Raw genomic sequence first — 21,839 nt, 5'->3', positions numbered from 1 at the left:
CCGGTCACTCCGCCGCCTGGGGTTCCGCCGCGAAGGCGCGCGCGGCTTCCGCCTCCCGCGCCTTGCGGTATTCCTTGCGCCGGTCCAAAAACTGCCGCGCGGTGCCGACGATGCCCTTCGGCAGGAAGAGCGTGACGAGGATGAAGAGGCCGCCGAGCGCGAAGAGCCAGAATTCCGGGAAGGCGGCGGTGAAGACGCTCTTTCCGCCGTTGACGAGGATGGCGCCCACGATAGGGCCGATCAGCGTGCCGCGGCCGCCGACCGCCGTCCAGATGACGACCTCGATGGAATTGGCCGGATCGAACTCGCCCGGATTGATGATGCCGACCTGCGGCACGTAGAGCGCGCCGGCGACGCCCGCCATCATGGCCGAGACGGTGAAGGCGAAGAGCTTCATGTGCTCGACCCGGTAGCCGAGGAAGCGCGTGCGGCTTTCCGCATCGCGCACGCCGACGAGGATCTTGCCGTATTTCGAGCGGACGATGCCCGAGGTGACCACCAGCGAGAGGGCGAGCGCGACGGCCGAGGCGGCAAAGAGCGCCGAGCGCGTGCCGGTCGCCTGGATGTTGAAGCCGAGGATGTCCTTGAAGTCGGTGAGGCCGTTGTTGCCGCCGAAGCCCATGTCGTTGCGGAAGAAGGCGAGCAGCAGGGCGAAGGTCATCGCCTGGGTGATGATCGAGAGGTAGACGCCGTTGACGCGCGAGCGGAAAGCGAACCAGCCGAAGACGAAGGCGACGAGGCCCGGCACGGCGACCGCCATCAGCGCGGCGAACCAGAACATGTCGAAGCCGTGCCAGAACCAGGGCAGCTCCTTCCAGTTGAGGAAGACCATGAAGTCCGGCAGGAGCGGATTGCCGTAGGAGCCGCGCGCGCCGATCTGGCGCATCAGGTACATGCCCATGGCATAGCCGCCGAGCGCGAAGAAGGCGGCGTGGCCGAGCGAGAGGATGCCGCAGAAGCCCCAGACGAGATCGAGCGCCAGCGCGAGCAGCGCATAGGTGAGGTACTTGCCGAACAGCGAGACGATGTAGGTCGGGATGTGCAGCGGATGGTCCGGCGCGGTCATGAGGTTCAGCACGGGAACAAGAGCGGCCACGGCGAGGAGCAGCGCCACGACGATGACGATGTTGCGGTCGAGCGCTTTCACGAGAAACGAGGTGATCATGCTTCCACCGCCCTGCCCTTGAGTGCGAAGAGCCCGCGCGGCCGCTTCTGGATGAAGAGGATGATCAGCACGAGCACGAGGATCTTTCCGAGCACCGCGCCGGCATAGGGCTCCAGCACCTTGTTGAGGATGCCGAGCGTGAAGGCGCCGACGAGCGTGCCCCAGAGATTGCCGACGCCGCCGAAGACCACGACCATGAAGCTGTCGATGATGTAGCCCTGGCCGAGGTTCGGCGAGACGTTGTCGATCTGCGAGAGCGCGACGCCGGCAATGCCCGCGATGCCCGAGCCGAGCGCGAAGGTGAGCGCGTCGACCCAGGGCGTGCGGATGCCCATGGAGGCGGCCATGCGCCGGTTCTGCGTGACGGCGCGCATCTGAAGGCCCATCGGCGTCCTCTTCAAAAGGAAGAGCAGGAAGGAAAAGACGGCGAGCGAGAAGAGGATGATCCAGAGCCGGTTCCAGGTGACCGTCAGGCCGCCGAGCTCGAAGGCGCCGGACATCCAGGAGGGATTGCCGACCTCCTGGTTCGTCGGGCCGAAGATCGAGCGCACGGCCTGCTGGAGGATCAGCGAGACGCCCCAGGTGGCGAGCAGCGTTTCCAGCGGCCGGCCGTAGAGGAAGCGGATGATGCCGCGCTCCATGACGAGGCCGACCGCGCCGGTGACGAGGAAGGCGAGCGGCAGGGCGATGGCCAGCGACCAGTCGAAGAGGTCGGGAAAGGACGTGCGGATGACCTGCTGCACGACGAAGGTCGTATAGGCGCCGAGCATGACCATCTCGCCGTGCGCCATGTTGATGATGCCCATCACGCCGAAGGTGATGGCAAGGCCGATGGCCGCGAGCAGCAGCACCGAGCCGAGCGACAGGCCGTACCAGATGTTCTGGCCGGCGGCCCAGAGCGCAAGCTGGTCCTCGATCTGCCGGATGCCGGTCTCGATGTCGGGCCTGAGGCTTTCGTCGGCGGAGGCGAGCACGGCGGAAAGCAGCGAGAGCGAATCGCGCCCGCCGGTCTCGACGATGGTGGCGATGGCCGCCTTCTTCTCCGCCGCCGGACGGTCGGAAACGAGGATGGAGGCCGCGCGGGCCCGTTCGAGCACGGCCTTCACCGTGCGGTCGGTCTCGGCGGCGAGCGCCGTGTCGAGCCCTTCCAGCGCATCGGCGGAGGGCGTGCGCAGGATCGTGCCGGCGGCCTGGAGGCGAACGCCGGCATCCGGGCTCATCAGCGTGAGGCCGCCGAGCGCGGCGCGGATCGTGCGGCGCAGGCTGTTGTTGACCTTGACCTTTTCGAGCGCGGCCTTGGCCTCCTCGCCCGCCTCCTCGCCGGTCAGCGCGTCGATGAGCCTGAAATCGGCGCCGGCCGGCCTGACGATGAACACGGTTCCGTCGGCCTTGCGCTGGTAGAGGTCGCCCTCGGCGAGCGCTTCGAGCGCCGGAACGACCTTCGGATCGCCCGTCTTCGCCAGCGCCTCGACCTGCTGCTGGTTCTCCCGGAAGCTGCCGCCGCCGAGCGCGTCGACCATGGCGCGCAGGTCGTCCGCGGCCCTGAGGTCGGTCGCCATCAGGCACAGGGCGACGAGCAGGCTTTGCAGGAAACGATGGATGAGCCGCGTGTGCATATCATGGCCCTCGGCGCGGTGAGCGATAAAGCCACCCCGGTGCAACGGGATGGCGTTTGGTCGGCAAGGCCCCTCATCCGCCTGCCGGCACCTTCTCCCCACAAGCGAGGGAGAAGGGATATGCCGGACCGTTTTCCCGATTCTGGGCATCCAGGCAGGGCAGGTCCCCTCTCCCCGCTTGCGGGGAGAGGGTTAGGGTGAGGGTTAGGGTGAGGGGCAGAGCCACATCCCGACTGGAAAAGCCGGCTGCATCAGGATCAAGACCCCTTGCCGCCGCACTTGCCGGTGGCGACGTTGAAGTTGCCGCAGGACATCGGCGCGCGCCAGTCGGCGATCAGGTCCTTGGAGTCCGGCAGGTAATCGGACCATTCGTCGCCGACCACGAGGCCGGGCGTTTCCCAGACGGTCTCGAACTGGCCGTCGGCCTGGATCTCGCCGATCAGCACCGGCTTGGTGATGTGGTGGTTCGGCATCATGGTGGAATAGCCGCCCGAAAGGTTCGGCACGGAGACGCCGATCATCGCATCGAGCACGGCGTCCGTATCCGTGGTGCCGGCCTTCTCGACAGCCTTCAGCCACATGTTGAAGCCGATGTAATGGGCTTCCATCGGGTCGTTGGTGACGCGCTTGTCGTTCTTGGTGAAGGCCTTCCACGTCTTGATGAACTCGGCGTTCGCCGGGTTGTCGACGGACTGGAAGTAGTTCCAGGCGGCCAGGTGCCCGACGAGCGGGCCGGTGTCGAGGCCGGCAAGCTCCTCCTCGCCGACCGAGAAGGCGACGACCGGGATGTCCTCGGCCTTGATGCCCTGGTTGCCGAGCTCCTTGTAGAAGGGAACGTTGGCATCGCCGTTGATGGTCGACACGACCGCCGTCTTCTTGCCCGCCGAGCCGAACTTCTTGATGTCGGAGACGATCGTCTGCCAGTCGGAATGGCCGAAGGGGGTGTAGTTGATCATGATGTCCTCGGCGGCGACGCCCTTGGACTTCAGGTAGGCTTCGAGGATCTTGTTGGTCGTGCGCGGATAGACGTAGTCGGTGCCGGCGAGCACCCAGCGCTCGACCTCCTCGTTCTCCATCAGGTAGTCGACGGCCGGGATCGCCTGCTGGTTCGGCGCCGCGCCGGTGTAGAAGACGTTGCGCTGGCTCTCCTCGCCCTCGTACTGGACGGGATAGAAGAGGATCGAGTTCAGCTCCTCGAAGACCGGCAGGACCGACTTGCGCGATACCGAGGTCCAGCAGCCGAACACGGCCGAGACCTTGTTGACCGAGACCAGCTCGCGCGCCTTCTCGGCGAAGAGCGGCCAGTCGGAGGCCGGGTCGACGACGACGGCTTCCAGTTTCTTGCCGAGCAGGCCGCCCTTCTTGTTCTGCTCCTCGATGAGCATCAGCATGGCGTCCTTGAGGGTCGTCTCGGAGATCGCCATCGTGCCGGAAAGCGAATGCAGGATGCCGACCTTGATCGTGTCGTCGGCCGCGAAAGCGCCGTGGAAGGCCGTCGTCGAAAGAATGGCTGCGAGCAGTGCGCCGGTGGCGCGCGCCTTGATGGACATGGTCTGAACCCCTCTGTTCTTTTGACCGCAACGGGGCGGATTGGTTTTTTACCGTTGCTTGAAGAACTATCGGCCAGCCATGCTGCGCCGCACATACGTCATTCTGCGTAGTCGGGAGGGATAAGGCGGAAGCATTTGCGGCACCGCAGCAATTTCGGGGAGGAAGCATCCATGCTAGAACGCTTGATGTGCCGGGTTTCGTCCCCTCCCCTCCGCCATCCTCGGGCTTGACCCGAGGATGGCGGAGGGGAGGGCGGGATGGAGCGGTGCCTCACGCACTTCAAGGGCCGGACGGACGGGCCTGAAAACACAGGGGAACAGCAGGGCACGATGGCCGCACGCCAGCGCATCATACCGGTCCGCCGCGAATACAACCGCTGGGTCGCCAACCAGACGCTGGAGGACTACGCGCTGCGCTTCACCGCCAAGAGCGCGCGGCGGTTCTCGTCCGACCGCATCTCGCAGACCGCCATCGGCGCCATTTCCTTCCTCGCGCTGGAGGCCATCGGCGGCGCGATCACCATGTCCTACGGCACGACGAACGCCATCGCCGCGATCCTCGTCGCCAGCCTGATGATCCTTCTCGTCGGCCTGCCGATCAGCCGCTACGCCATCCGCCACGGCGTCGACATCGACCTCCTGACGCGCGGGGCGAGCTTCGGCTATATCGGCTCGACGCTGACCTCGCTCATCTATGCGAGCTTCACCTTCATCCTCTTCGCCATCGAGGCGTCCATCATGTCCGGCGCGCTGGAGCTGGCGCTCGGCATCCCGCTGTGGATCGGCTACATCATCTCCTCCGTCGTGGTGATCCCGCTCGTCACGCACGGCGTGCAGCTCATCTCGCGCTTCCAGCTCGTCACCCAGCCGTTCTGGATCGTGCTCAACGTCCTGCCCTTCGTCTTCATCGCCTTCGCGGACTGGGAGAAGGTCGGCGAATGGCTCGCCTATTCGGGCCTGCACCATCCGTCCGGGCCGCCCGGCACCTATGCGCCGTTCAACCTCGTCGAGTTCGGCGCGGCCTCGGCCGTCATCTTCGCGCTGATGGCGCAGATCGGCGAGCAGGTCGACTTCCTGCGCTTCCTGCCGCCGGACGGGCAGCGCAAGCTGCACCACCGCATCGCCGTCTTCCTCGCGGGCTCCGGCTGGGTGATCGTCGGCGCGCCGAAGCTGGTCGCCGGCTCCTTCCTCGTCGTGCTGGCGCTCTCGGCGGGCGTGCCCTCCACGCGGGCGGCCGACCCGGCGCAGATGTACTACACCGCCTTCGGCTACATGCTGCCCTGGGATGCCGCCGCGCTGCTGCTGATGGTCGCCTTCGTGGTGGTCTCGCAGCTCAAGATCAACGTGATGAACGCCTATGCGGGCTCGCTCGCCTGGTCGAACTTCTTCTCGCGCCTCACCCACAGCCATCCCGGCCGCGTCGTCTGGCTGGTCTTCAACGTCGCCATCGCGCTCATCCTGATGGAGCTCGGCATCTACCGGCTCCTGGAGGAGACGCTCGGCGTCTTCTCCATCGTCGCCATGGCCTGGCTGTGCACCATCTCGGCGGACCTCTTCGTCAACAAGCCGCTCGGCCTCTCGCCGCCCGGCATCGAGTTCAAGCGCGCCCATCTCTACGACATCAACCCGGTCGGGCTCGGCGCGATGACGCTCTCGGCCGCGATCGCGCTCGCCGCCCATTTCGGCACGTTCGGGGAAATCCCCGCCTCGCTCGCGCCCTATATCGCCGCCGTCGTCGCCTTCCTCGCCTCGCCGCTGATTGCCTGGGCGACGGGCGGCAGGTACTACCTCGCCCGCAAGCCGCGCAGGAGCTGGGCGACGGCGCATTCCATCACCTGCTCGATCTGCGAGCACCCGTTCGAACCGGAGGACATGGCCTGGTGCCCGGCCTATGCGGCGCCGATCTGCTCGCTGTGCTGTTCGCTCGACAGCCGCTGCCACGACCTCTGCAAGCCGAAGGCGCGGTTCAACGCGCAGGTTGCGGGCGTCGCCAAGGCCCTCCTGCCGGAACCGGTGACGGGCGCGCTCGGCACGCGGCTCGGCCGCTACGGCATCGCCACCGCCCTGTCGATCACCGGCATCGGCGTCATCCTCGCCATGATCGCCCATCAGGTCGGCACCGGTTCGCCGGAGACGGCGGCGGTTGTGGAGCGCACCATCGCCATCGTCTTCTTCGTCTTCGCGGTGGTCGCCGGCATCGTCTCATGGTTCTACGTGCTCGCCCACGACAGCCGGGTCGTCGCCGAGGAGGAATCCTCCCGCCAGACCACCCTGCTCCTGAAGGAGATCGCCGCGCACAAGAAGACCGATGCGGCGCTCCAGCAGGCGAAGGAAACGGCCGAGGCCGCCAACCGCGCCAAGAGCCGCTACGTCGTCGGGCTCAGCCACGAACTGCGCACGCCGCTCAATGCGGTGCTCGGCTATGCGCAGGTGCTGGAGCGCGACGAGACCATCCCGCCGCAGCGCCAGGGCGCGATCCGCGTCATCAAGCGCAGCGCCGACCACCTTTCCGGCCTCATCGACGGCCTGCTCGACATTTCCAAGATCGAGGCCGGCAAGCTGCAGGTCTATTCCAACGAGATCAACATCCACGATTTCCTCGACCAGATCATCGAGATGTTCCGCCCGCAGGCGCAGGCAAAGGGCGTCGCCTTCGAGCACAGCCGCTCGGCGAACCTGCCGCACTACGTGCGCACCGACGAAAAACGCCTGCGCCAGATCCTCGTGAACCTCATCTCCAACGCGCTGAAATTCACCGACAGCGGCCGCATCGGCCTCGACGTTTCCTATCGCAGCCAGGTCGCGACCTTCACGGTCGCCGACAGCGGCCGCGGCATTTCGGAAAAGGACCTGCCGCGCATCTTCGAGCCCTTCCAGCGCGGCGATGCCGAGCACGGCCGCATGCCGGGCCTCGGCCTCGGGCTCACCATCACGCGCCTCCTGACGCAGACGCTCGGCGGCGAGATCGCCGTGACGAGCGAGCGCGGCAAGGGCACCGAATTCAAGGTGCGCCTCATGCTTTCGGCCGTCGACCGCCCGACGGCGCCGAAGGACGCGGTGCTGCGCATCAAGGGCTACGGGGGCGAACGCCGCACCATCCTCGTCGTGGACGACAATGCCGACCACCGCAACCTGATGGAGGAGGTGCTGCGGCCGCTCGATTTCACCGTGCTGACGGCGAGGAGCGGCGCGGACTGCCTCGCCCTCGTGGAGGGGCTGAAGCCCGACCTCTTCCTGATCGACATCTCCATGCCCGGCATGAGCGGCTGGGACCTTGTGGAGCGCCTGCGCGCGCTCGGCCAGCCGGGCCCGATCGTCATGCTGTCCGCCAATATCGGCGACGGCTCGGCCGCCTCCGCCCATGCCGGCCACAACGACACGCTGGCCAAGCCCTTCGACCTGCGCCAGCTCACCGACAAGCTCGCCCTGCACATGGGCCTCGAATGGACCTACCACGGCGGGGCGAAAGCGGACGAGCCGGCCGGGACGAGCATCGTCATCCCCGCGCAAAGCCACGTGCGGGAATTGATCCGGCTCGGCGAGATCGGCTATGTCAGGGGCATCGAGGCCAAGCTCGCCGAGATCGCCCGCACGCCCGAGCACCAGCCCTTCACCGACGCGGTGCGCGCCTATGTCCAGGTGTTCGACCTCGCCGGCTACGACGCCTTCCTGAAGACCATGGACCGGAGAGAGGACGCCGCCCGTGACTGAGATGGCCACCCCGCGCGACATCGTCCTCCTCGTCGACGATTCCCCGGAAGCCCTCGGCTTCCTGACGGAGGCGCTGGAACAGTCCGGCTTCTCCGTGCTGATCGCCACCTCCGGGGCCTCGGCGCTCAACATCGTCGACCGCATCACGCCGGACATCATCCTGCTCGACGCGGTCATGCCCGGCATGGACGGCTTCGACACCTGCCTGAAGCTGAAGGCGAACCCGGCGGTGAGCCCCGTGCCCGTCGTCTTCATGACCGGCCTCACGGAGACCGAACATGTCGTGCGCGCGCTCGAAGCGGGCGGCGTCGACTACCTCACCAAGCCGATCAACATCGACGAACTGCGCGCGCGCATCCGCGTGCATCTCTCCAACGCCCGCTCCGCCCAGAGCGCGCGCGTCGCGCTGGATGCGGCGGGGCGGCACCTGCTCGCCGTCAGTGGCGAGGGAAAGATCCGCTGGTCGACGCCGCAGGCGACACGGCTCGTCAACGCGGCGACCGGCAGCGACGAGGGCCTCGACGCGATCGGCGTGCATGTCCGCGCGTGGATGAAGGCACGCGGGGGGGCGCGCGACGGCACCTTCACCATAAGGCAGGCGGGACAGGCGAGCCTTCAGCTTTCCTTCCTCGGCACGATCGGCGCGGACGAATACCTCTTCCGCCTGACGGCGGAAAACCGGCTGTCCGAAGACGGGGTCCTGCGCCAGCATTTCGCGCTCACGCCGCGGGAGGCCGAAGTGCTGCTGTGGATCGCCAAGGGCAAGTCCAACCGCGACATCGGCGAGATCCTCGGCCTCAGCGCCCGCACGGTCACCAAGCATCTCGAGCAGATCTACGTGAAGCTCGGCGTCGAAAACCGCGCCTCCGCGGCCGTGAAGGCCGCCCATGTGCTGCATGAGGTGTGAGCCCTCAGGCGCGAAGGACGGGCTTGCCGGCGCGGGGAAGGTCGGCCCGGCCGCGCCATAGCGCAGCCGCCTGCTTTCGTGCCGCCTCGAACGTGTCCAGGGGGCAGGCCGGCATCGTCAGGAGGGCGGCGGCGGCCGTGTCGACGACGATGGCCTCGGCGACGTCGTCGCGCGCGGCGCCCGTCCAGACCGCCTGCCAGTATTCGCGGCTCGTATAGGCGGTCGGCGGCGGTGCGGCGGAAACGCTCCTGCGCGCGGCAATGCGCGTATCGGCCGGCTCGCCGCCGACCAGGCGGAACAGGGTCGTGGCGCGGAACGGGGTGAACTCGGCAAAATCGCGGTTGCCGCCGAGGATGGACAGGTCGCGCACTCCGAGCAGCACCGCCGCGTCCCGCAACAGGTCCCGCCGCGAGGGCATGGAGACGCCGAGAAGGCTCGCGGCCGCCCCCAGCGGATTGAGCAGGGGAACGGCCGCATTGAGCGGCAGCCGCATCTCCAGGAGGGAATAGAGGCCGAACAGGCGCTGGATCTGCGTCGAGGCGCCGCCGATCGGCAGGTAGGCGATCGCGCCGGCGGCAAGCGCCGCCCTTGCCTCGCCGAGCGACGCGCAGACGGGAATGCCCGCCGTTTCCGCCGCGAGCTCCAGCTTGCCGGCGTCCGGGCCCTGGCCGTAATGGCCGTGCAGGAGGACGCGGTAGCCGGCCATCGCCACCAGCCGCGCCGCATGCAGGAACCAGGGCGGGCTCTTCAGCTTCGGCGACACGTAGGCCGGCCAGTCGAGGTCCGCCAGCCCGTCGCGGACGTCGTAGGCCCCCACATGCCGCCGCAGCGCCTTGATGGACCCCGCCATTTCCGCGGCCGTCACGCCGCGGTACTGCATCGTCGCGAGAAGCGCGCCGACCTGCACCGGATCGGCCTCTCCCGCGAGGATGATCCCCAGCGCGTCCTCGGCCTCCTCCAGCGCCAGCGGGCGGCACCGGCCGGCGCCGCTGCCGGAGGTGGCGATGTATTTCGCCAGGCGCTTCTGCGGCTCCGCATTGTGGCCGATGCCCGCGAGCTTGCGGGCGAAATCGTCGGGTGTCGGCTGGCCTTGCAGCAGCACGCTCGGGCGCACCGAGAGCGGCGGCGCGGAGATGAGCGGCCGGTGCGCCCAGCCGTCCCCGGCCGCCGGCCCCGCCGCCGCAGGCTCGCCCGAGGAGGCCGCGACGAGCTGTTCCGTCTCGGCGGCGAGCGCGCGCAGGCGCAGCCGCAGGCCCTCGGCAAAGGGCGTCGGGATCAGCCCCCTGGCGGTCCGGGTGAAGAGCGGATCGCCGTACATGTCGCGCAATTGCGCGAGCATGCGGCTGACGGCCGGGCTCTGCAGCCCGAGGCCCGCCGCCGCCTTCGCGACGCTGCCCTCGCGCAGCAGGGCGTCGAAGACGACGAGAAGGCGAAGCTGCCCCGGACGGTCCGGCTTGACCGCCGCCTCGCGCATGTCCCTCCCCTCTCCCTTCGTCGCTTCCAGACTATCTTCCACGCCGTCCAATCCCAGCAAGTTGCGATATTTCGAATTTAGAACCGTTCAAAATCACCGCCGTTGACCCCATGTCGCCGAGCTAACTAAGTGGACCTCGAAACTCAAGTTAAATGTGGGGGCGTAACATGGAAGTGATGACGGATCCGCGCGGGCACGCCGCGGGCGGCAACGGCAAGGGATACGGACAAGGCGGGTCGTGGCGCAAGGCCGCGGCGGCGCTCCTTGCCTGCACCGCGCTCCACCTGCCGGCGCCCGCCTACGCGCAGCAGGCGCAGGAAGACGAGGCGGCAGCGGAAGAGACGACGCTCGAGCAGATCGTGGTCACGGCGGGCGGCTACGAGCAGGACATCAGGCATGCCCCGGCCAGCATCTCCGTCGTCGGCTCGGAGACCCTGGAAAGAAAGACCATCGTGGACATCAGCGAGGCGATCCGCACGGTGCCCGGCGTGAACGTCGGCTTCGGCAGCGACGGCACGCGCGGCATCAGCATGCGCGGCCTCGGCTCCGGCTACACGCTCATCCTGATCGACGGCAAGCGCGTGAATGCCGGCGCCACGACATTGCGCCACTACAACGGCGATTTCGACTGGGTGCCGCTCGATGCGATCGAGCGGATCGAAGTCGTGCGGGGTCCCATGTCGACGCTCTACGGCTCCGACGCCCTCGGCGGCGTCGTCAACATCATCACCAAGAAGGGCAGCGACCGGTGGACCGGCTCGCTGACCAGCGAATTCCTCTTCCCCTCCAACGACCTGACGGGCGACAAGCGGCGGCTGAGCGGCTATGTAAGCGGCCCGCTCTTCGAGGACACGCTCAGCCTCACCGCCTACGGAAACATCAGCAAGAAGGATTCCGGCAACGGGGCGCTGTCGGACGGGGTCTCCGTGCCCGACGGCTCGAACGACGTCGACATCACGGCGCGGCTGACCTTCACGCCGTCCGACGCGCACACGTTCGACCTGGAGGCCGGCTACAATCGCGAACGGTACAGGCCCTGGCTCGATCCCGCATCCACGAGCACCGACAGCCAGACCGAGATCGAGCGGGCGACCGCGTCGCTGCGCCACACCGGCGAATGGGATTTCGGAACGACCACCACCACAGGCCACCTGGAGCGCGCGACGAACACCAGCCGCCTCACGGACACCGAGATCTCCGTGCGCACCTATACGCTGGACACCAAGGTCGTCTTCAATCCGATCGACTATTTCTGGACGCACAACCTGATAGCCGGCGGCGAGATCCGCCATGAGGAGATGGACGACCCGGCGAACCTCGGGCGGTACAACTCGGTCACCGGAACGGCCGGCTCGCCGGTCGCGGATGCATTCACCGGCGCGCTCTTCTTCGAAGACGAGATCCGCTTTACCGACGTCTTCCGCATGACGGCGGGCCTGCGCTACGACTACCACGAGAACTTCGGCTCGCATTTCAGCCCGAGGACCTACTTCATCTACGACCTGACGGACGCGCTGTCCTTCAAGGCCGGATGGGCGCAGGCCTTCAAGGCGCCGAATCTCAGGCAGCTCAACCCCAACTGGGTGACCACCTCGCGCGGCCGCGGCTGCGGTGCGGTGGGCGGCCCGTGCGAAATGGTCGGCAACCCGAACCTCCAGCCGGAAACGAGCGACAGCTTCGAGGTCGGCCTCTACTACGACGACGGCGCATGGCAGGGCAGCCTCGGCTACTTCTACAACGACATCAAGGACAAGATCACCTCGGCGCGCGTCGCCACGCTGATCCTGCCCGACGGCAGGAAGTTCGTGCAGCAGATCAACGTCGACCGCGCCCGTTCCCAGGGGTTCGAGGGCGGGCTGACGGTTCCCGTCCACGCGGACTGGACCTGGAGCAGCTCGTTCACCTACCTCTTGGAATCGAAGAACCTCGAAACCGGCATGCCGCTCTCGGCCGACCCGGAATACTCGATCCACACCGAGGTCACCTGGCAGGCCCGTGAAGCCCTCAGCTTCACCGCCTCGCTCGACTGGTACGGCAAGCAGGTCGACTATGTGCAGAATCCGGAGACGCTGGTCGCGCAGAACGTCAGCCCCTATTCGGTCGTGAACCTCTCGACCAAGTACGACATCAACGACAACTTCGCCTTCAAGGCGGGCGTCAACAACGTCTTCGATTCCCAGCCGAACTCGGAATCGAACTACACGGAGAACGGACGGACATACTTCGTCTCGCTGACGGGCAAGTTCTAGAGCGCTTCGGGCCGAAGCGGCACCGCTTCGGCGCCACAGGAAACCATCAAGAGGTTACATCGACCATGAGCATCGCAACGATCATCCGGCGCACCGTCTGCATCGCCGCCCTCATCCTCGCCGTGGCGACCGGCGCGGCCGGCGCAGCCGACATCGTCATCAAGCACAAGCAGGGCGAGACGACGCTTGCCGCCAGGCCGGAGAAGGTGCTCGTCTTCGATCTGGCATCGCTCGACACGCTCGCCGCGCTCGGCGTCGAGGTGGCCGGCGTGCCCGGCGGCGGCAAGCCCGACTACCTGAAGGGCTACAACGACGACAAGTACCTGAAGATCGGCACGCTCTTCGAGCCGGACTACGAGGCCGTCAACGCCGCCGAGCCCGACCTCATCATCGTCGCCGGCCGCTCGGCCTCGAAATACCCGGACCTCGCCAAGATCGCGCCCACCATCGACCTTTCCGTGGACACGAAGAACTTCCTTCCCGAAGCCAGGAACAACGTGGCGTCGCTCGCCGGCCTCTTCGACAAGAAGGCGGAAGGCGACGCGCTCCTCGCCAAGCTCGACAGCTCGGTCGACGCGCTCAAGACGCTCGCGGCCGGCAAGGGCAAGGGCCTGCTGATCCTGACGACCGGCGGCAAGATGAGCGCCTTCGGCCCCGGCTCGCGCTTCGGCATGCTCTACGGCACCTACGGCATCGCGCCGGCAGCCGAAACAAGCCATGTCGGCAACCACGGCCAGGCGATCTCCTTCGAATACATCCTGGAGACCAATCCCGACTGGCTCTTCGTGATCGACCGCGACGCGGCGATCGGCCGCGAGGGCACGGCCGCCGCCCAGTTCCTCGACAACGAGGTGGTCCGCCAGACCAAGGCCTGGCAGGCGGGCCATGTCGTCTACCTCGACGCGGCGGCCTGGTATCTCGTCGGCGGCGGCATCTCCTCCATGCAGCGCACCGTCGACCAGTTGACGAGCGAGCTTTCCAAGGATTGATCCTTAAGCGGGGCCGGCCTGCGGCCCCGCCATGCCATTGCAGGTGAATGCCCGCCTTGAAGTATCTCGTCGCCCTTGCGGCCCTCGTGCTGCTTTCGGTCGCAAGCGTCCTCGTCGGCGTGAGCGACCTTTCGCTTTCCGCCGTCCTGGCCGGGGAGAGCGCGACCGCGCGGCTCGTCCTCGTCGAGGTGCGCATCCCGCGCACGCTGGCGCTCGTCTTCGCCGGCGCGGGCATGGCCGTCTGCGGCACGATCATGCAGATGCTGGCGCGCAACCGCTTCGTCGAGCCGTCGACCGCCGGCACGGTCGAATCCGCCGGGCTCGGCATCCTTACCGTGCTGCTCCTGGCGCCCGGGCTGCCCGTCTACATGAAGATGCTCGTCGCGACCGCCTTCGCGCTCGCCGGCACCAGCCTCTTCCTGCTCATCCTGACGCGCATTCCGCTGCGCTCGCCGCTGATGGTGCCGCTGGTCGGCATCATGCTCGGCGGCATCATCAACGCCGTCACCACCTTCTTCGCCTATCGCTACGACATGCTGCAATCGCTCGGCGCCTGGACCACCGGCGACTTCTCCGCCGTGCTGCGCGGCCGCTACGAGCTCCTGTGGCTCTCCCTCGCCCTGACGGCCCTCGCCTATGCCGCGGCCGACCGCTTCACCGTCATCGGCATGGGCGAGGCCTTCGCCACCAATCTCGGCGTCGACTACGGCCGCGTCGTCGCGCTCGGCCTCGTCATCGTCTCCATGGTCACGGCGTCGGTCGTGGTGACGGTCGGCATGGTGCCGTTCCTCGGCCTCATCGTGCCCAACCTCGTCGCCATGGCCATGGGCGACCGGCTCCGCCGCTCCCTGCCCTGGATCGCCATCAGCGGGGCGGGGCTGGTGCTGGTCTGCGACATGGTCGGCCGGCTCGTCATCGCGCCGTTCGAGGTGCCGGTCGGCACGGTGCTCGGCATGCTCGGCAGCGCCTTCTTCCTCTACCTCGTGCTGAGGAGGCGCTCGCGTGCAGCCTAGAGCCGTCCTCCTCGCCCGTTCCCGCCGAACGCTGGTCCTTCTCGCCGTCCTGGCGCTCGCCGCCTGTCTTCTCTTCATGACGCTCGGTGCGAAGGGAAGCTGGTCCTTCGTCCTGCCCTTCCGCGGCGCCAAGCTCTGCGGCATGCTGCTCGTCGCCTATGCGATCGCCGTCTCGACCGTGCTGTTCCAGACGATCACCAACAACCGCATCCTGACCCCGTCGATCATGGGCTTCGACGCGCTCTACGCGCTGATCCAGACGGTCATGGTCTTCTTCCTCGGCGCCCAGGCGACGAGCGCGATCGATCCGCGGCTGCTCTTTGCCGTCGAGTGCGGCGCGATGGTGCTGTTTTCCTGCCTGCTCTACCGCTGGCTCTTTTCCGGCGCCGTGCGCAGCCTCCATGTGCTCATGCTGGTCGGCATCATCTTCGGCATCCTGTTCCGCAGCGTCTCAGGCTTCCTCCAGCGGGTGATCGACCCGAACGAATTCATCGTGCTGCAGGACCGGCTCTTCGCCAGCTTCAACAGCTTCGACACGCGCCTCCTCGCCCTTTCCGTCCTGCTGATCGCCGCGGCGAGCCTTGCCGGCTGGCGGCTCTTCCACACCTTCGACATCCTCGCGCTCGGCCGGGAGAACGCCATCGCCCTCGGCGTCGCGCATCGCCGGGTGACGACGCAGATCCTCGTCATCATCGCCGTGCTCGTGTCGGTCTCCACGGCGCTCGTCGGCCCGGTCACCTTCTTCGGCCTCCTGGTCGCGAGCCTCGCCTATCAGTTCATGCCGTTCGGCCTGCACCGCTTCACGCTGCCGGCCGCGGTGCTTGCCGCCGTCATCAGCCTCGTCGGCGGCCAGCTCGTGCTGGAACGCCTCTTCGCCTTCGACACCGCCGTCGGCATCGTCATCGAGTTCGTCGGCGGCCTCGTCTTCCTCATCCTGCTCGTAAGGGGGAAAACCCGATGATCCGCGTCGAGAACGCCGTCAAGCGCTATGACGAAACCGTCGTCGACGGCGTCAGCCTCACTCTCGCCGCGGGCGGCGTGACCGCGATCATCGGCCCGAACGGCGCCGGCAAGTCCACGCTGCTGTCGATGATCAGCCGCCTCACCGGCCTCGACGCCGGCACGGTGACCGTCGACGGGCTCGATGTCGCCAGGACGCCCGGCGACGTGCTCGCCCGGCGCCTTTCGATCCTGCGGCAGGACAACCAGATGACGGCGCGGCTGACGGTCGGCGATCTCGTGGCCTTCGGCCGCTACCCTCATTCGCGCGGCCGGCCGACCCGCGAGGACGCCCGCCACATCGAGAACGCGCTCGGCTACATGGACCTGGCGGGGCTGCGCGACCGGTTCCTCGACGAGCTCTCCGGCGGCCAGCGGCAGCGCGCCTTCGTCGCCATGGTGCTCTGCCAGGATACCGACTACGTGCTCCTCGACGAGCCGCTCAACAATCTCGACATCCGGCATGCCGTCGCGATGATGCGCATGATCCGCCGCGCCGCCGACGAGCTGGGCAAGACCGTCGTCGTCGTGCTGCACGACATCAACTTCGCCTCCTGCCACGCCGACCGCATCGTCGCCATGCGGGACGGCCGCATCTTCCGCCAGGGCACGCCGGAGGAGATCATCCATCCGGCGGTCCTTGAAGAGCTCTACGGCACCGCCTTCGAGGTCACCGTCACGGCGGGCAAAAGGCTCGCCAACTATTACCTCTAGGGCCGCTGGTCGTATGCGCGGGCGGCAAGGCGCCTGTTCCCGGCGGCAAAACCGCCGCCGCGCAGAAGCGAACGTTCGACGAGGCGGTATGCGCAGAGCCCGGCGGCCAGCCCCGCCAGGGCCGAGGCGATGAAGACGGACGGCGCGGGAAGGCCGAAGGCGGCGCCGGCCTTCGCGACGACGGAGATCGCGAAGGTGTGCCAGAGATAGATCGAATAGGACGCATCTCCCAGCATCGCCGGGATCTTGAGCCGCGGAACGCCGCTCGCCTTGTCGAGGGCGACGGTGCCGTAGACCATCGCGCAGGCGAGCGGGCCGCAGGTCCATTCGTCGAAGGGCAGTCGCAGCATGCCGATCGCCGCGAAGCCCGCAAGCCCGAGGCCGATCAGGGCGAGGGCGATGGGCGGGCGCGGGATGCGGCCGGCGAGCCACAGGCGGGCGATCAGCATGCCGGCGACGAATTCCAGGATGATCGGCCGCGTATAGGTGACGAACAGCGGCGCATCGCTCTCGGCCACAAGGCCGATCGCCACCAGCAGCAGGAAGGCCGCGGCCATCGCCGGCAGCCGCAGGCGGGCCGGCAGCAGGAGGCAGGCGGCGAACACGGCGTAGAAGAACATTTCGTAGTTGAGCGTCCAGCCCTGGACGAGCACCGGCCAGATCTCGCCGCTGCTCGGCGAGCGCGACGGCACGAAGAGGAGCGATGCGGCCACGTGGTCCGCCGTCAGCACCAGGTTGGGGAAGAGGCCGGCAAGCGCGCCGGCCACCATGAGGCCCGTCGCCAGCCAGTAGACCGGCACGATCCGGCGGATGCGGTCGAGCAGGAACCGGCCCGGCGCGACCGGGCGCCGGTCGACGATCACCCACATGATGAAGCCGCTGATGACGAAGAAGACGTCGACGCCGGCCGCGCCGATCGCGAATGCGTAACCGCTGCGCTCGGCCGCATGGAAGAGGACGACCGCAAGGGCCGCGAAGGCGCGCAGGTACTGGATGCCGTAAAGCGTTCCCCGGCCTTCCGCCGGCCGGTCCGTGGCCGTCATGCGCGCGTCGCCCCTTGCCGGCGCAGGGCGGGCCACCCGTGCGCGGGAGAATGGACCGCAAGGCTCCTCCGGCTGTCCGCCAGCTTCCCGGCCGCGAAGTAGAGCAGGAAGGAGCCGACGTGGTAGGGGTTGAGGATGTCGATCTCGACGAAGGTGCGCACCGCCAGCAGGAAGGCGACGGTGAACAGCACCAGGGCCTCCACGTCCCGCGCCGCCGACAGGAGCCGGCGCAGATGGCCGATGAGGGCGGCGAGGAGCACCATGGAGAGCAGGAGGCAGCCGATCAGGCCGGTCTCGACGGTGGCGGCGATGAAGGTGTTGTGGAAGTGGAAGCCGCTGCGCGTGCTGATGAAGAAGGCAGCCCAGAGCCGCTCGGCCTCGGCGAAGCCCTGCACCCAGAACGCCTGGTAGCCGATGCCGGCGAAGGGCGCCTCGCCAGCCGCCTCGATGCCCTGCTGCCAGAGGTAGGTGCGGCCGGTGAGCGTCGCGTCCTTGCCGAACGCGCCGAGGAGCATTTCGTATCCCCCGCCATAGGCCGCGGCGGCAAGCCCGAGGACGGCGAGCACGGCAAGCACCAGGAACAGCATCTTGCGGTCGGCGGGCGCGAGCCTTTCCAGCGCGCGCAGCGCAAGGCAGAGGCCGGCGACGGCGGCGGTGGTCAGAACGGACGTCGCCGACTGCGAGGCCTTGAGGCAGTAAAGGGCAACCAGCACGCAGCCGGCGGCGCCGATCCGCCACAGGCCGCGTTCCGCGCCGAAGAAGAGGGCGGCAAAGGCGAAGAGCACGGCGAGCGAGGCGTAGAAGCCGAGCTGGTTCTTGGAGGCGAAGGCGCCGACGAAGCTGTAGGTGCCGTCGAGCGGATCGAGATGGTAGACGCCGAAGGCGAGCGAATAGACGAGCACCAGCCCCGTGCCGATAAGCCCGCCCCGCACCAGCGTGCGCGTGTCGACGACGCGCATGGCGATCAGCGCGCAGACGACATGGGAGAGGTACTGCACGGCGGCGCGCGCGGTGGCGCCGGGCGCCTGCGACCAGAAGACGGAAAGGCAGGCGAACACCGCGAAGGCGAAGATCCAGAGATAGCGCCTGTAGTTGCCGAGGACGCGCCTGTAGTCGACGGCGACGAGCGGCAGCCACAGGGCGTAATAGGCGAGGATCGACGCCTGGCCGAAGCGGAAGGAATAGGCGAAGACGAAGAAGGACAGGGCCACGGCGGCCGCGGCATAGGTCTCGTTGCCGGCGGGTCCGATCAGGCGCGTCTTCGCGATCCGCATGGCGGCCTCACTGGGTCGCCAGGTTCAATTCCACCTTCACGATGTCGCCCGGCAGGACCGGCGTCGTCTCGGTGGCGCGGATCTGCTCGGTCTTTCCCCCGACCGTGCGCAGGATCGAATAGCCGATATTGGCGGCGGAAAGCCCGCCCTTCAGCGCGGCGGCGTCCGCCGATTGCATCAGCGCCTCGGACATCAGGTCCCGGCTGGTGCCGAGCTTCAGCGCGAGCGTGTCGAGCTCCTGCTCGGTGTTCTGCAACTCCTGCGCCAGCTGCGCGTCCCAGTCGTTGGTGAGGTTGGTCTCGTCCTGCGAGGCCTTGTTGATGTCCTGCTTGGCCTTCAGCGAGGCCGTGTCGATATCGAGCAGCGCCGCCTGCAGGTCCGCGGTGCGCTGCTCCAGCGCAAGGCGCCGCGAGCTGACGGCAAGGCCTTTTTCGGCAAGGGAATCCACCTTCGACAGGTCGCCCTGGACGAGTTCGAGCTGGCGCGTCTGGGTTTCCGACTTCTTGCCGAGCGAATCGATCTCGTTGGTGAGCAGCGACTTGAGGTCGGCCAGCGCCGTCAGTTGCAGCCGCAGCCGCTTCTCGCGCGAGGCCATCAGCGCCTTCTCGCTTTCCATGATCGCGCGCGCCTCGTCCGAATTGCCGAGCTCCTTCGGCATCTCGATGTCCTTGGCGCCGTTCATCTCGGCGAGGATGCGCGCGCGCCGGATGAGGAGGCGGTTGCGCTCGGCGAGATAGACGGCGGCCTCGCCTTCCGAGCGCAGGAAATCGCGGGCGAAGCGCTGGCCGGGCTCCGCGCGCCTGAGGCCGCCGCCGAAGCTGACCGCCTTGAGGACCGTGAGCCCCGGCGCATAGGGATAGGCGCCCGGCGTCTGCACCTCGCCGGCAAGGTAGACCGGCCGGTACTCGGCGATCTCCACCGACGCGGACGGCAGGTCGCGCAGGCCGAACAGGATCTGCATCTTCTTGCCGATCTCCTCGGCAAGCTCGGCCGTCGTGCGCCCGTCGGCCGCCAGCTGGCCGATGAACGGCAGGGAGAGCGAACCGTCGGCGCCGATGCTGTAGTCGCCGCTGACGGCGCTCCAGTCGCGGATGGCGCCCTCGGCGGTCTGCCATTCCGCGACGCGGATGCGCAGCTTGTCCATCACGCCCAGCCGGTATTCCTCCGCAAGGGCCGGCTGTGCGGCGAGCATGAGGGCAAGGCAGAGCCCGCCGAGCACTTTCATGGGAAAGGCGGTCGCGGCCTGGGCCGCGTTTGAGATCGACTTCATAAAAACCCCTATCTCTCGTCTCCCGCGATCCGGCCGGACGCGGGAGCGACCTTCGGTTCAGTAGCTGCCGCGCGACAGGCAGACGGCCGGGATGGTGCGGGCGACGATGACGAGGTCGGTGGTCAGCGACCAGTTGCGGACATAGTGCGTGTCGAAGGCCACGCGCTTCTCGTAGGACACGTCGTTCCGCCCGCTGACCTGCCACAGGCCCGTGAGGCCGGGGCGGGTGCGCAGGTAATAGACGGCGCAGGCCTCGTAGAGCTCCAGCTCGTCCTCCACGACCGGACGCGGGCCGACGATGCTCATCTCGCCCTTGAGGATGTTGATGAGCTGCGGCAGCTCGTCGAGGCTGAGCTTGCGCAGGACCGTTCCGACGACGGTGACGCGCGGATCGTGCTGCAGCTTGCGCGTGGTGCGCCATTCCTCGTAGGCGGCCGGATTCTGCTCCAGATATTTCTGGAGGATGGCATCGCCGTTCTCCGCCATGGTGCGGAACTTCAGGCAGCGGAAGGTCGATCCGTTATAGCCGACGCGGCGGTGGCCGTAGAAGATGCTGCCGCCGTCGGAATATTTCACGAGCGCCATGATCAGCACGAAGATCGGGCTGAGCACGACAAGGGCGGCAAGCGCCACCAGAATGTCAAAGCTCCGTTTCGATATCCCCCCCACCGGCGGAGCACCGGCTGTAACCGAACTGAAAAACGGCGAACTGGCCGATCGACTCGCGGACTTCATAGAGATGGCTCCATTGGATTTGCGATTTGGTCGGGTCCCTCGGACGCGTTCCGACATCCAATGCCGAGTGTATGGTCACAGTTTGTTTTTCACAGCGTGAGATGTGGGATAAATTCCGGGCTTCCCACATTTAAGAAAATCTTAATATCCTAAAATTTTATCTTTCCAAGTATCCATCAAGTAACCATTGCCGAATTTCTCCGGCGAAGGCAGCGAAATCGCGCGCCCGCCGGGCAGGTTATATCCGGCATCACTTCTTTTGACCGGAAATCTTCCCCCGGTTTTACGTATCTATACAGCCTTCCTTTTCAAAATTCCCGTTTTACCCGGTGCGGATACCTGGAGATCGCGGATTTTTTTGCATTGCAATATTATTTTGCGGTGCACATTTTTTCCGTAAGGAATGCCTCATATTGTAATAAAAGTTGATCGGACGGTTGACGAAGCGCAACCCATCGGATGCGGCCCGGTTCTACAAGCTCGCCTATTCGGCGCAATTGCGGGCTCGCAAGGCGCGGGACGCGGCGGAATCTGGGCGAGAAGAAGGCAAGGCGATTCCCCGGCGGGCCGAAGAGACCGCCTTAACGGAAGCGCAAGACAATTGGGCAAGGATCGGAACAGGCCTTCCGCTCTCTGGTTAATACCAGTGATTGCACGGAGCGCAACGGCACCCTATAGTCCGAACGAGCCTCAGAGGAGAAGGCGGACCCATCGATGAAACGAACGCCGGATACGAAATGGCGGGACAGCCCGGCCTATGCGCCGCGCTTCTTCCTGAGCATGGCGATCGCTTTGGTGGCTTTCGCGGTCGTGACCTACCTCAGCACCGGCTCCATCGCGACGACGGCGATCCAGACCCTCGTCTGCGCGGTCCTCATCCAGGTCGGCTATTTCCTGGCCACGCTCTACCTCGTCTGGCGGACGGCGAAGGAGCGGAGGGCCGAGGCCGAGCAGGGGATGCGCGGCAAGCAGGAGGTCGACAAGGCCACGCCGAAGGTCCCCGTTTCGATGAACGAGCCCGGCCACTCGAAACCCTGACCGCCCCGCCTCCCGCGCGGGGGCCGTTTTTGTGCCCTTTTCCCCTTTCATGCTGCATTGCAGCGCGAGCGTGGCTCGCGCCGATGTTCAAC

16 protein-coding genes are annotated in these 21,839 nt (G+C 67.1%); 8 read left to right on the top strand and 8 right to left on the bottom strand.

What is annotated here, in order from left to right; genetic code table 11:
• Positions 1-4: 4 nt before the first annotated feature.
• The 3 genes from urtC to urtA all read right to left on the bottom strand — a co-directional run bounded on the left by urtC (position 5) and on the right by urtA (position 4,331).
• Positions 5-1,165, bottom strand: a complete 1,161-nt coding sequence (urtC, locus tag ACIIOY_RS08645; RefSeq protein WP_411034238.1) for an urea ABC transporter permease subunit UrtC — start codon at positions 1,163-1,165, stop codon at positions 5-7.
• Complete coding sequence (gene urtB / locus ACIIOY_RS08640) at positions 1,162-2,781, bottom strand: urea ABC transporter permease subunit UrtB (protein ID WP_411034237.1); 1,620 nt, start codon at positions 2,779-2,781, stop codon at positions 1,162-1,164. The genes urtC and urtB overlap by 4 nt, the downstream gene beginning before the upstream one ends.
• Before the next feature lie 257 nt (positions 2,782-3,038).
• A complete protein-coding gene (urtA, locus tag ACIIOY_RS08635; protein WP_411034236.1) occupies positions 3,039-4,331 on the bottom strand; it encodes an urea ABC transporter substrate-binding protein in 1,293 nt (430 codons plus the stop codon).
• Between the two features lie 330 nt (positions 4,332-4,661).
• Here urtA and ACIIOY_RS08630 point away from each other — a divergent pair, with 330 nt between their 5' ends.
• Both ACIIOY_RS08630 and ACIIOY_RS08625 read left to right on the top strand, forming a co-directional pair.
• Positions 4,662-8,042 carry a hybrid sensor histidine kinase/response regulator gene (locus tag ACIIOY_RS08630; protein WP_411034287.1) on the top strand — a complete coding sequence of 1,127 codons (3,381 nt, stop codon included), beginning with the start codon at positions 4,662-4,664 and terminating at the stop codon, positions 8,040-8,042.
• A gap of 1 nt (position 8,043) precedes the next feature.
• On the top strand, positions 8,044-8,949 hold the full coding sequence (locus tag ACIIOY_RS08625) for a response regulator (protein ID WP_411034286.1): 906 nt from the start codon (positions 8,044-8,046) through the stop codon (positions 8,947-8,949).
• Between the two features lie 4 nt (positions 8,950-8,953).
• Here the strand turns inward: ACIIOY_RS08625 and ACIIOY_RS08620 are convergent, their stop codons facing one another.
• Positions 8,954-10,423 (bottom strand): glycosyl transferase family protein, encoded by a 1,470-nt coding sequence (locus tag ACIIOY_RS08620; protein ID WP_411034285.1) that lies wholly within the window; start codon positions 10,421-10,423, stop codon positions 8,954-8,956.
• Positions 10,424-10,590: 167 nt separating this feature from the next.
• On the opposite strand from ACIIOY_RS08620, the gene ACIIOY_RS08615 reads away from it, so the two are divergent.
• The 5 genes from ACIIOY_RS08615 to ACIIOY_RS08595 all read left to right on the top strand — a co-directional run bounded on the left by ACIIOY_RS08615 (position 10,591) and on the right by ACIIOY_RS08595 (position 16,387).
• Positions 10,591-12,672 (top strand): TonB-dependent receptor domain-containing protein, encoded by a 2,082-nt coding sequence (locus ACIIOY_RS08615; RefSeq protein WP_411034235.1) that lies wholly within the window; start codon positions 10,591-10,593, stop codon positions 12,670-12,672.
• Positions 12,673-12,737: 65 nt separating this feature from the next.
• Positions 12,738-13,661: a siderophore ABC transporter substrate-binding protein gene (locus tag ACIIOY_RS08610; protein WP_411034234.1), complete on the top strand. Its 924-nt coding sequence runs from the start codon at positions 12,738-12,740 to the stop codon at positions 13,659-13,661.
• Positions 13,662-13,708: 47 nt separating this feature from the next.
• Positions 13,709-14,674: an ABC transporter permease gene (locus ACIIOY_RS08605; RefSeq protein WP_411034233.1), complete on the top strand. Its 966-nt coding sequence runs from the start codon at positions 13,709-13,711 to the stop codon at positions 14,672-14,674.
• Positions 14,664-15,635, top strand: a complete 972-nt coding sequence (locus ACIIOY_RS08600; RefSeq protein WP_411034232.1) for an iron chelate uptake ABC transporter family permease subunit — start codon at positions 14,664-14,666, stop codon at positions 15,633-15,635. Before ACIIOY_RS08605 ends, ACIIOY_RS08600 begins: the two co-directional genes overlap by 11 nt.
• On the top strand, positions 15,632-16,387 hold the full coding sequence (locus ACIIOY_RS08595; protein ID WP_411034231.1) for an iron ABC transporter ATP-binding protein: 756 nt from the start codon (positions 15,632-15,634) through the stop codon (positions 16,385-16,387). Before ACIIOY_RS08600 ends, ACIIOY_RS08595 begins: the two co-directional genes overlap by 4 nt.
• Here the strand turns inward: ACIIOY_RS08595 and ACIIOY_RS08590 are convergent.
• The 4 genes from ACIIOY_RS08590 to ACIIOY_RS08575 form a co-directional block, all read right to left on the bottom strand.
• Positions 16,384-17,430 (bottom strand): acyltransferase family protein, encoded by a 1,047-nt coding sequence (locus ACIIOY_RS08590; RefSeq protein WP_411034230.1) that lies wholly within the window; start codon positions 17,428-17,430, stop codon positions 16,384-16,386. The two genes, ACIIOY_RS08595 and ACIIOY_RS08590, sit on opposite strands and share 4 nt — an antisense overlap.
• Entirely contained in the window at positions 17,427-18,704 is a 1,278-nt protein-coding gene (locus ACIIOY_RS08585; protein WP_411034229.1) for an O-antigen ligase family protein, read from the bottom strand. Before ACIIOY_RS08585 ends, ACIIOY_RS08590 begins: the two co-directional genes overlap by 4 nt.
• A 7-nt stretch (positions 18,705-18,711) precedes the next feature.
• Positions 18,712-19,929 carry a polysaccharide biosynthesis/export family protein gene (locus ACIIOY_RS08580; RefSeq protein ID WP_411034284.1) on the bottom strand — a complete coding sequence of 406 codons (1,218 nt, stop codon included), beginning with the start codon at positions 19,927-19,929 and terminating at the stop codon, positions 18,712-18,714.
• Positions 19,930-20,031: 102 nt separating this feature from the next.
• On the bottom strand, positions 20,032-20,709 hold the full coding sequence (locus tag ACIIOY_RS08575) for a sugar transferase (RefSeq protein WP_411034228.1): 678 nt from the start codon (positions 20,707-20,709) through the stop codon (positions 20,032-20,034).
• A gap of 714 nt (positions 20,710-21,423) precedes the next feature.
• Here ACIIOY_RS08575 and ACIIOY_RS08570 point away from each other — a divergent pair.
• On the top strand, positions 21,424-21,747 hold the full coding sequence (locus ACIIOY_RS08570; protein ID WP_411034227.1) for an exopolysaccharide production repressor protein: 324 nt from the start codon (positions 21,424-21,426) through the stop codon (positions 21,745-21,747).
• Positions 21,748-21,839 lie beyond the last annotated feature (92 nt).

Source organism: Shinella agrisoli, from assembly GCF_046557955.1.
GTDB lineage: Bacteria > Pseudomonadota > Alphaproteobacteria > Rhizobiales > Rhizobiaceae > Shinella.
This window is presented reverse-complemented; position numbering and strand designations above follow the sequence as displayed.

Excerpts from the sequence above, each read along its gene's own strand:
- ACIIOY_RS08585 (WP_411034229.1), bottom strand. The coding sequence starts at position 18,704 with ATGCGGATCGCGAAGACGCGCCTGATCGGACCCGCCGGCAACGAGACC.
- ACIIOY_RS08605 (WP_411034233.1), top strand. The coding sequence starts at position 13,709 with ATGCCCGCCTTGAAGTATCTCGTCGCCCTTGCGGCCCTCGTGCTGCTT.
- urtA (WP_411034236.1), bottom strand. The coding sequence starts at position 4,331 with ATGTCCATCAAGGCGCGCGCCACCGGCGCACTGCTCGCAGCCATTCTT.
- ACIIOY_RS08570 (WP_411034227.1), top strand. The coding sequence starts at position 21,424 with ATGAAACGAACGCCGGATACGAAATGGCGGGACAGCCCGGCCTATGCG.
- urtB (WP_411034237.1), bottom strand. The coding sequence starts at position 2,781 with ATGCACACGCGGCTCATCCATCGTTTCCTGCAAAGCCTGCTCGTCGCC.
- ACIIOY_RS08575 (WP_411034228.1), bottom strand. The coding sequence starts at position 20,709 with ATGAAGTCCGCGAGTCGATCGGCCAGTTCGCCGTTTTTCAGTTCGGTT.
- ACIIOY_RS08625 (WP_411034286.1), top strand. The coding sequence starts at position 8,044 with ATGGCCACCCCGCGCGACATCGTCCTCCTCGTCGACGATTCCCCGGAA.
- ACIIOY_RS08580 (WP_411034284.1), bottom strand. The coding sequence starts at position 19,929 with ATGAAAGTGCTCGGCGGGCTCTGCCTTGCCCTCATGCTCGCCGCACAG.
- urtC (WP_411034238.1), bottom strand. The coding sequence starts at position 1,165 with ATGATCACCTCGTTTCTCGTGAAAGCGCTCGACCGCAACATCGTCATC.
- ACIIOY_RS08620 (WP_411034285.1), bottom strand. The coding sequence starts at position 10,423 with ATGCGCGAGGCGGCGGTCAAGCCGGACCGTCCGGGGCAGCTTCGCCTT.
- ACIIOY_RS08630 (WP_411034287.1), top strand. The coding sequence starts at position 4,662 with ATGGCCGCACGCCAGCGCATCATACCGGTCCGCCGCGAATACAACCGC.
- ACIIOY_RS08610 (WP_411034234.1), top strand. The coding sequence starts at position 12,738 with ATGAGCATCGCAACGATCATCCGGCGCACCGTCTGCATCGCCGCCCTC.
- ACIIOY_RS08615 (WP_411034235.1), top strand. The coding sequence starts at position 10,591 with ATGGAAGTGATGACGGATCCGCGCGGGCACGCCGCGGGCGGCAACGGC.
- ACIIOY_RS08590 (WP_411034230.1), bottom strand. The coding sequence starts at position 17,430 with ATGACGGCCACGGACCGGCCGGCGGAAGGCCGGGGAACGCTTTACGGC.
- ACIIOY_RS08595 (WP_411034231.1), top strand. The coding sequence starts at position 15,632 with ATGATCCGCGTCGAGAACGCCGTCAAGCGCTATGACGAAACCGTCGTC.